Genomic DNA, 7,956 nt, shown 5'->3' with positions numbered 1-7,956 from the left:
AATATATATTATCAATACAGAATCATTTTTGAAAAAAATAGTCATGCTGGAGGTTATGATGAGTAGTATAGAGCATAAAAAGGAAGCTCCTCGATTTGTTCAATGCAAAGTAATTACAATAAGTGATACTCGGACGAAACAAACTGATAAAAGTGGGACACTTATAAATCAATTGTTAAGCGGAAATGGTCATAAAGTTGTTGACTATTGTATTGTGAAGGATGAAGAAACACAAATTCGAGAAGCGATCATAGCAGGATGTCATTCAAAGGAAATAGATGCTATAATCACAAATGGTGGTACAGGTATTGCAAAAAGAGATGTAACAATTGAAGCGGTGCAATCGATCATTGAAAAGGAAATCCCTGGATTTGGGGAAATTTTCAGGATGTTAAGCTACCAAGTTGATATTGGCTCATCTGCAATTCTTAGTAGAGCAATTGCTGGTGTATTCAATGATACAGTGATTTTGTCTGTACCTGGATCGACAGGTGCTGTCAAATTGGCAATGGAAAAACTAATTCTTCCTGAGTTGGGACACATAATGAGGGAAGTAACAAAGGATTTATAAGAAGCAAATAGAACGACATAATTTAGGGATGTAAAAGCTAAATTGTCGTTCTATTTTTTTGTGTAAGAGAATTCGTAAAGGACCTTAAACTAAAATTTATCAATAGTGATGATGACTGTCTAGACTTAGCGATGTTTTCGCCTTACGTTTAATGCTAGGAGCTTCTCGAAACCAATTCCATAGGTCATTAATCATCGATGCTAGCTCTGAAATTTGCATGATTGTTCAAAGCTTTCTTCGTCGTTCAATTCCTCCTGCTTTCGTTTTATTTTAGCTTCAATTTCGCGGATTCTTTCTGGAATTCCACCTCGAATGGTCTCCCATTTTTCGATGATATCTATTTGGGTATTCACACTATAGCAATCCCATTCCATCGTCAATGTAGGAATAAATATTTTTAATCTTTGGTCATACTTAAACACTTCTGAACAATATGCTTCCTCCACTTTGATTCCGTCTCCTTTGAAATATTATCAGTATTGTTCTTGCAAATTATATTAATAGTTGGAATACAACCTTCGAGATCCCTACTAAAAGGAGTGTGACCCTAGAGATGTCATACAGCCATTTTTCACGGCACTCGTTGCTAAAACACTATTATTAGTATAAGCAACAATGAAAACGAAAACAGCTATTTTTTTTGATAATCATAACATTCATAATCATACTTATCATTTCATTTATTTGTAATGAACGTTGAACATACAAATCAATTATGACAAATATGCAATATGTATGAACGAAAAGTGTATAAATACGTATACATTATTATATAGGAAAAATTGTCTCGTTATGAATCAGATAGCGCTGTTATTAGGTTTTGGAGGATAAAGTATTTTCCTTAAGAGTAAGAAGAAGAAATAGAAAAGAGATGAACAATTTTATTTTTATGCAAACATTTTATAAAAATATGCATTTTTCTATTGACGAAAACAAGATACAGTTGTAAAGTGATACTTACAAAGAAAATGTATTTTTATAAAGGTGTATTCATTTTTATACAACAGCCGAGGAGGAACAAATAGATGAAAAAAGTTGTGCTAGCATATTCTGGAGGATTAGATACCTCTGTTGCAATTAAATGGTTACAAGAACAAGGATATGATGTTGTGGCATGTTGCCTTGATGTAGGTGAAGGGAAAGATACTGCATTCGTCCAACAAAAAGCGCTACAAGTCGGAGCTATTCAATCATATATGATCGATGCGAAGGAAGAGTATGCAAATGATTTTGCTTTAGTCGCTTTACAAGCACATGCACTATATGAAGGGAAGTATCCTCTCGTTTCTGCACTTTCACGTCCTTTAATTGCAAAGAAGCTTGTTGAAATTGCTGAAAAGGAAAATGCTGTTGCCATTGCACATGGTTGTACAGGTAAAGGAAATGACCAAGTTCGTTTTGAAGTTTCAATAAAAGCATTAAATCCTGAACTTGAAGTACTTGCTCCAGTAAGAGAATGGGGCTGGTCACGTGAAGAAGAAATTGAATATGCATCAAAACACGGTATTCCAATTCCAATTAATTTAGATAGCCCATATTCAATTGACCAAAATCTATGGGGAAGAAGTAATGAATGTGGTATTTTAGAGGACCCATGGGCAGCTCCGCCAGAAGGTGCTTATGATTTGACAGTGCCATTAGAAAAAACACCTGATGAAGCAGAAATTATCGAAATTCATTTTGAACAAGGTGTGCCAGTTAAAATAAATGATCAAGCTTATCCATTACATGAACTAATTCTTACATTAAATGAAATCGCAGGTAAACATGGTGTAGGGCGGATCGACCATGTTGAAAATCGCCTTGTAGGAATCAAATCTCGTGAAGTGTATGAATGTCCAGGTGCTATGACATTAATTAAAGCACATAAAGAGCTTGAAGATTTAACATTAGTAAAAGAGGTTGCACATTTTAAACCTGTTATTGAACAAAAGCTAACAGAGCTTATTTATAACGGATTATGGTTCTCTCCATTAAAAAATGCATTACATGCATTTTTAAAAGAGACTCAAAAATATGTAACGGGTACTGTTCGCGTAAAATTATTTAAAGGTCATGCAATCGTTGAAGGTAGAAAATCAGAGTATTCATTATATGATGAAAAGCTTGCAACATATACAAAAGATGATGCATTTGATCACAATGCAGCAATCGGATTTATTGAATTATGGGGACTTCCAACAAAAGTGAACAGCATGGTGAAGAACAATAAGAAGGTGGAAGTATGAAAAAGCTTTGGGGTGGTCGCTTCCAAAAAACCCCTGAACAATGGGTGGATGAGTTCGGCGCATCCATCCATTTTGATCAGGAACTAGTTGAGGAAGACATTATGGGAAGTCTTGCCCATGTCAAGATGCTGGGGAAATGTAGCATCTTAACTGCAAATGAGGTAGAGCAAATAACAAAAGGCTTAAAAACATTACTTGAAAAAGCGAAAAAGAAAGAGTTAACGTTTTCGGTCAATTATGAAGATATTCATTTAAATATTGAGAAAATGCTAATTGATGAAATTGGTCCAGTAGGTGGAAAATTACATACGGGTAGAAGTCGGAATGACCAAGTTGCTACAGATATGCACTTGTATTTACGGAAGCATGTTTCTATTGTTGTTGAGCTAATCGAAGGATTGCAAAAATCGCTTTTAAATAAGGCTGAAACACATGTTGAAACGATTTTACCCGGATATACCCACCTTCAAAGAGCACAGCCTATTTCTTTCGCTCATCATTTAATGGCTTATTTCTGGATGCTTGACCGTGATAAGCAAAGATTTACAGAATCCTTTAAACGTATTAATATCTCCCCATTAGGAAGTGCAGCACTTGCAGGCACTACCTTTCCGATTGACCGTGAATTTACTGCGGAAACTCTTTCATTTGATGGGATATATGAGAATAGTTTAGATGGTGTAAGCGATCGGGATTTTATTATTGAATTTTTAAGCAATAGCTCACTTTTAATGATGCATTTATCTAGATTTTGTGAGGAAATTATTCTTTGGTGTTCACAGGAATTTCAGTTTATTGAATTAGATGATACGTATGCTACAGGTAGCAGCATTATGCCACAAAAGAAAAATCCTGATATGGCAGAGTTAATTAGAGGAAAAACAGGACGAGTATATGGGAACTTGATGTCGTTGTTAACTATCCTAAAAGGACTTCCATTAGCTTACAACAAAGATCTGCAAGAGGATAAAGAAGGAATGTTTGATACGGTTAAAACGATTGAAGGAAGCCTGCAAATATTTATTGGAATGATAGATACATTAAAGGTGAATAAAGATAAAATGGAAAAAGCTACAAACGAAGACTTTTCTAATGCTACTGAATTAGCTGATTATTTATCAACGAAAGGAATGCCATTTAGAGAAGCACATGAAGTAGTAGGAACACTTGTTTATAAATGCATTCAATTAGGAATATATTTAAAGGATTTATCATTCGAGCAGTATAAAGAAGCTTCAGACTTATTTGAAGATGATTTATATGACATTATAAATCCGTATGAAGCAGTAAGAAAGCGGATGAGTGCTGGTGGTACTGGCTTTGAAATGGTTAAAAAGGCTATTGAGAAGGCAAAAACAACGGTAAATGAATAATAATAGAAGTAGATTACAGGAGAGGGAATTTTACCCTCTCCTTTTATAGTTTATTTTGAATAAGCTCCCTAATTTCAGAGACAATAAGCAAGGTCGAATGAAAAATAAGGAGATGATAATATGAAAGAAAAGAGAGTAACACGACAAACGTATTATTATGATCATCTTGGTGAGCAAGAGACGATACAGCAAATAACAGATGCATATTTTGCAAGTGGTGTTCTTGAGCAACAATATGAACAAAATTTCTTACAAGAACATCTTCGTCCAAAGGAATAATAGTTTATTTTAGAGGAGTAGAGAAAGTCTACCCTCTTTTTTTATGATACAAGCTCTGCTTAGTTGTACTCCTCGATAATAAAGGTAAGTGTAGTCCTTCATTGAAAATTTTCATACCCTCTACAAGAAATAACAAATTTCCAAGCAACAATATTGTAAAATAGAGTTAAGTTCATTCAAAATAAAATAAAGAGATTTGGTGGATTGTTTTCATAGCTCCTTCATAACGGGAACATACTCTTTAAAATAGTATAAGGACAAGTTTTAGATGGGGAGGAACTTTATCGTGCGACATGCCCTTATTACGGCAGGATCAAAAGGATTAGGTAAAAAGGTAACAGAGGAGTTTTTAAGAAGAGGATTTTCTGTTACGGTAAACTATCACCAAGATTTAAATGCTGTAAACGACTTACAAACTACATATGCCCATTTAAGTAATAGGCTACTTTTTGTTCAAGGGGATGTAACAAAAAAGGATGACTTAACAAATATGATTGAGCAATCACTCGATCGATTTGGAAGAATTGACTGTTTAATAAATAATGCAGGACCTTACATTTTTGAACGAAAAAAGCTTGCTGATTATACCGATGAAGAGTGGTATCAAATGATTGAAGGCAATTTAAGCTCTGTCTTTCATTTGTTTAAAAGGATTGTACCAATTATGAGAAAACAGAAATATGGTCGAATTATTACATATGGGTTTCAAGGCGCAAATACTTCACCTGGTTGGTTACACCGATCTGCCTTTAGTGCAGCGAAGGTTGGTTTAGTATCCTTAACAAAAACGATAAGTATTGAAGAAGCAGAGCATGGGATAACAGCAAATATGATTTGTCCAGGAAATATTGTCGGTGAGATGAAGGAAGCTACTATAGAGGAAGCAAGACGTTCACATGATAACCAAACCCCGATTGGTCGATCGGGAACAGGGGAAGATATAGCTCGTACAATTTCCTTCTTATGTGAAGAAAACTCTGATATGATCACAGGTTCAATTATTGAAGTAACCGGCGGTGTAAATGTCATTCACCGCTTTCATACGTAGGGTTATGAAAGAAAGATTTTTTGAATTACAAAGGACACTTTCATTATAAATATACATATACAAATTGAGGAAAAACATTTCGTTAAAACCTTCTTTTTATGAAAACATATGATAATTTACGGTCATACTGATGATATAAGCATGGTATATGAGGAGGAAACACTATGAAAATTGGTATTCCTGCAGAGATAAAAAATAATGAAAATCGTGTAGCAATTACTCCAGCAGGTGTTTTCCATTTAACAAAAGCAGGTCATGAAGTATTTATCGAAAAAAATGCTGGGATAGGATCGGGCTTCACAGATGATCAATATGTTGAAGCAGGTGGAAAGATTGTTGAAGCAGCAAAGCAAGCCTGGGAAATGGATATGGTTATGAAAGTGAAAGAGCCGTTAAAGGAAGAATATCAATATTTCCGTGAAGGATTATTATTATTTACTTACTTACATTTAGCCGCGGAAAAAGATTTAACAGAGGCTTTAATTAATCATAAAGTGATTTCAATAGCATATGAGACGGTTGAACTAGCAAATGGTTCTTTGCCATTATTAACTCCAATGAGTGAAGTAGCTGGAAGGATGGCTGCACAAATTGGAGCACAGTTTTTAGAAAAATCAAAAGGAGGCAAAGGGATACTATTAGCAGGCGTTCCTGGAACGAAACGAGGAAAGGTAACGATTATTGGTGGGGGAGTTGCAGGAGCAAATGCTGCAAAAATCGCTATAGGTCTTGGCGCAGATGTGACGATCCTAGATGTTAACCCAGAGCGAATTAGACAGCTAGATGAGTTATTTGGCAATCAATTAACAGTGCTTATGTCAAATCCACATTCAATAGAAGAAGCAGTAGCTGAAGCAGATTTGGCAATTGGGGCTGTGTTAATTCCAGGTTCAAAGGCTCCGAAATTAGTTGCTGAAAGTGTTGTTGAAAAGATGGAAAAAGGGTCAGTGATTGTCGATATTGCGATTGACCAAGGTGGGATATTTGCAACAACTGATACAATAACAACACATGATAATCCAACATATGTAAAACATGATGTAGTACATTATGCCGTTGCTAATATGCCTGGTGCAGTTCCGCGTACTTCAACATTTGCTTTAACTAGTGTTACTGTTCCATATGCCTTACAAATTGCTTCAAAAGGTTTGAAGAAAGCTTGTATCGAAAACAAAGCATTATTAAAAGGGATTAATACAATGAATGGAAATGTAACATATAAGGCAGTAGCAATAGCTCACGAATTACCTTATGTAGAGCCAACTACTTTACTATAAGCTTTATACATCTATCGAGAATATTGCGTAACAAATTTTTAAAATAAATTGGTCTCTAAATTGGAGGCCATTTTGTTTAAAATAGAGCGATAAAAAGTTATGATAAAATTAGATGTTTTTTGAAAAATAAGAAAAGAAAGGTGATCCCAAATGGAAGTATCTTATCATGGACATTCTGTAGTAAAAGTAATAGCAAACGAAAAAACGATAATGATTGATCCCTTCATTAAGGGGAATAGTTTAACAGATTTATCTGTTGATGATTTAAAGGTTGATGTTATCATCTTAACACATGGTCATAATGATCATGTTGGGGATACGGTCGAGCTTGCAAAGAAAAACAATGCCCTTGTTATTGCTCCGTATGAACTAGCTGTTTTCATCGGTAAACACAATATAAACACCCATCCAATGAATATTGGTGGGGCATATGAATTTGATTTTGGACGTGTCAAGCTTACGCAAGCATTCCATGGTTCTAGCTATGAACAGGAGGATGGTACAGTCGTTTATACTGGGATGCCTTCTGGTGTTCTCTTAACAATTGATAATAAAACGATTTACCATGCTGGTGATACTGCATTGTTCTCTGATATGAAATTAATTGGCGAGCGCCATTCAATAGATGTTGCTTTTTTACCGATTGGAGATAATTTAACTATGGGACCAGATGATGCGGTCGATGCTGCTCTATGGTTAAAAGCTAAGCAAGTTGTGCCGATTCATTACAATACGATGTCAATAATTAAACAGGATCCTGTTGCATTTACAGACAAGCTTCCAAAGGGTGTTGGAGTACCTTTAAAAGTGGGAGAAAAAATAATTTTATAAGAATATACAAAGAAGTGGAGTGGACATCCACTTCTTTTTTTTATTATCCATGCATACAATATAGCAACAAATGAGGTGAAAGGGTGTTACAATTGAAAAATTTACTTTATGCGTTGATTACATTATTCATGCTTTATATCGGTCTCCAACAAATAACATTAACAGGAGATCGGATGCAAACGGTTTTTATTATGAGTTGGCTATGCTTGGCGATTTTTGTCATAAGTGGAAACTTTGCACATTATTTATATGGATCCAAAAAGAAAGTTCAAGGGAGGAATGTTCAAATGTATAAAAATAAAAAGCAAAAACAATCAAAGGTTTATCTTCGTCAATAGTCGTACAGAAT

The 7,956-nt window shown here is 34.9% G+C and carries 9 protein-coding genes; 8 read left to right on the top strand and 1 reads right to left on the bottom strand.

Features of this window, described 5'->3' with window-relative positions:
• The first annotated feature begins 58 nt into the window (after positions 1 to 58).
• On the top strand, positions 59 to 571 hold the full coding sequence (locus HU235_RS12060; RefSeq protein ID WP_095303444.1) for a MogA/MoaB family molybdenum cofactor biosynthesis protein: 513 nt from the start codon (positions 59 to 61) through the stop codon (positions 569 to 571).
• Positions 572 to 771: 200 nt separating this feature from the next.
• Here HU235_RS12060 and HU235_RS25525 read toward each other — a convergent pair whose 3' ends face one another.
• Positions 772 to 1,017, bottom strand: coding sequence for a hypothetical protein (locus HU235_RS25525; RefSeq protein ID WP_370877236.1), 246 nt, complete (start codon positions 1,015 to 1,017; stop codon positions 772 to 774).
• Positions 1,018 to 1,596: 579 nt separating this feature from the next.
• Here HU235_RS25525 and HU235_RS12050 point away from each other — a divergent pair.
• The 7 genes from HU235_RS12050 (at position 1,597) to HU235_RS12020 (ending at position 7,945) form a co-directional block, all read left to right on the top strand.
• The gene (locus tag HU235_RS12050) at positions 1,597 to 2,799 is read left to right on the top strand and encodes an argininosuccinate synthase (RefSeq protein ID WP_095303442.1); all 1,203 of its coding nucleotides are present in this window, start codon (positions 1,597 to 1,599) and stop codon (positions 2,797 to 2,799) included.
• Positions 2,796 to 4,172 (top strand): argininosuccinate lyase, encoded by a 1,377-nt coding sequence (gene argH, locus HU235_RS12045; protein WP_174880364.1) that lies wholly within the window; start codon positions 2,796 to 2,798, stop codon positions 4,170 to 4,172. The genes HU235_RS12050 and argH overlap by 4 nt, the downstream gene beginning before the upstream one ends.
• A gap of 120 nt (positions 4,173 to 4,292) precedes the next feature.
• Positions 4,293 to 4,451 (top strand): hypothetical protein, encoded by a 159-nt coding sequence (locus tag HU235_RS12040; RefSeq protein WP_170944520.1) that lies wholly within the window; start codon positions 4,293 to 4,295, stop codon positions 4,449 to 4,451.
• Positions 4,452 to 4,737: 286 nt separating this feature from the next.
• Entirely contained in the window at positions 4,738 to 5,499 is a 762-nt protein-coding gene (locus HU235_RS12035) for an SDR family oxidoreductase (RefSeq protein WP_174880363.1), read from the top strand.
• Positions 5,500 to 5,663: 164 nt separating this feature from the next.
• On the top strand, positions 5,664 to 6,776 hold the full coding sequence (gene ald, locus HU235_RS12030; RefSeq protein WP_174880362.1) for an alanine dehydrogenase: 1,113 nt from the start codon (positions 5,664 to 5,666) through the stop codon (positions 6,774 to 6,776).
• Between the two features lie 150 nt (positions 6,777 to 6,926).
• Positions 6,927 to 7,607, top strand: coding sequence for a metal-dependent hydrolase (locus tag HU235_RS12025; protein WP_095300668.1), 681 nt, complete (start codon positions 6,927 to 6,929; stop codon positions 7,605 to 7,607).
• A gap of 83 nt (positions 7,608 to 7,690) precedes the next feature.
• Positions 7,691 to 7,945 (top strand): hypothetical protein, encoded by a 255-nt coding sequence (locus HU235_RS12020; RefSeq protein WP_095300667.1) that lies wholly within the window; start codon positions 7,691 to 7,693, stop codon positions 7,943 to 7,945.
• The last annotated feature ends 11 nt before the right edge of the window (positions 7,946 to 7,956 follow it).

Source organism: Metabacillus niabensis, from assembly GCF_902829255.1.
Taxonomy (GTDB): Bacteria; Bacillota; Bacilli; order Bacillales; family Bacillaceae; genus Metabacillus; species Metabacillus niabensis.
The sequence above is the reverse complement of the archived record's forward strand: the minus strand, read 5'-3'. Positions and strand labels throughout refer to the sequence as shown.

Excerpts from the sequence above, each read along its gene's own strand:
- HU235_RS12060 (WP_095303444.1), top strand. The coding sequence starts at position 59 with ATGAGTAGTATAGAGCATAAAAAGGAAGCTCCTCGATTTGTTCAATGC.
- HU235_RS12050 (WP_095303442.1), top strand. The coding sequence starts at position 1,597 with ATGAAAAAAGTTGTGCTAGCATATTCTGGAGGATTAGATACCTCTGTT.
- argH (WP_174880364.1), top strand. The coding sequence starts at position 2,796 with ATGAAAAAGCTTTGGGGTGGTCGCTTCCAAAAAACCCCTGAACAATGG.
- HU235_RS12040 (WP_170944520.1), top strand. The coding sequence starts at position 4,293 with ATGAAAGAAAAGAGAGTAACACGACAAACGTATTATTATGATCATCTT.
- ald (WP_174880362.1), top strand. The coding sequence starts at position 5,664 with ATGAAAATTGGTATTCCTGCAGAGATAAAAAATAATGAAAATCGTGTA.
- HU235_RS12025 (WP_095300668.1), top strand. The coding sequence starts at position 6,927 with ATGGAAGTATCTTATCATGGACATTCTGTAGTAAAAGTAATAGCAAAC.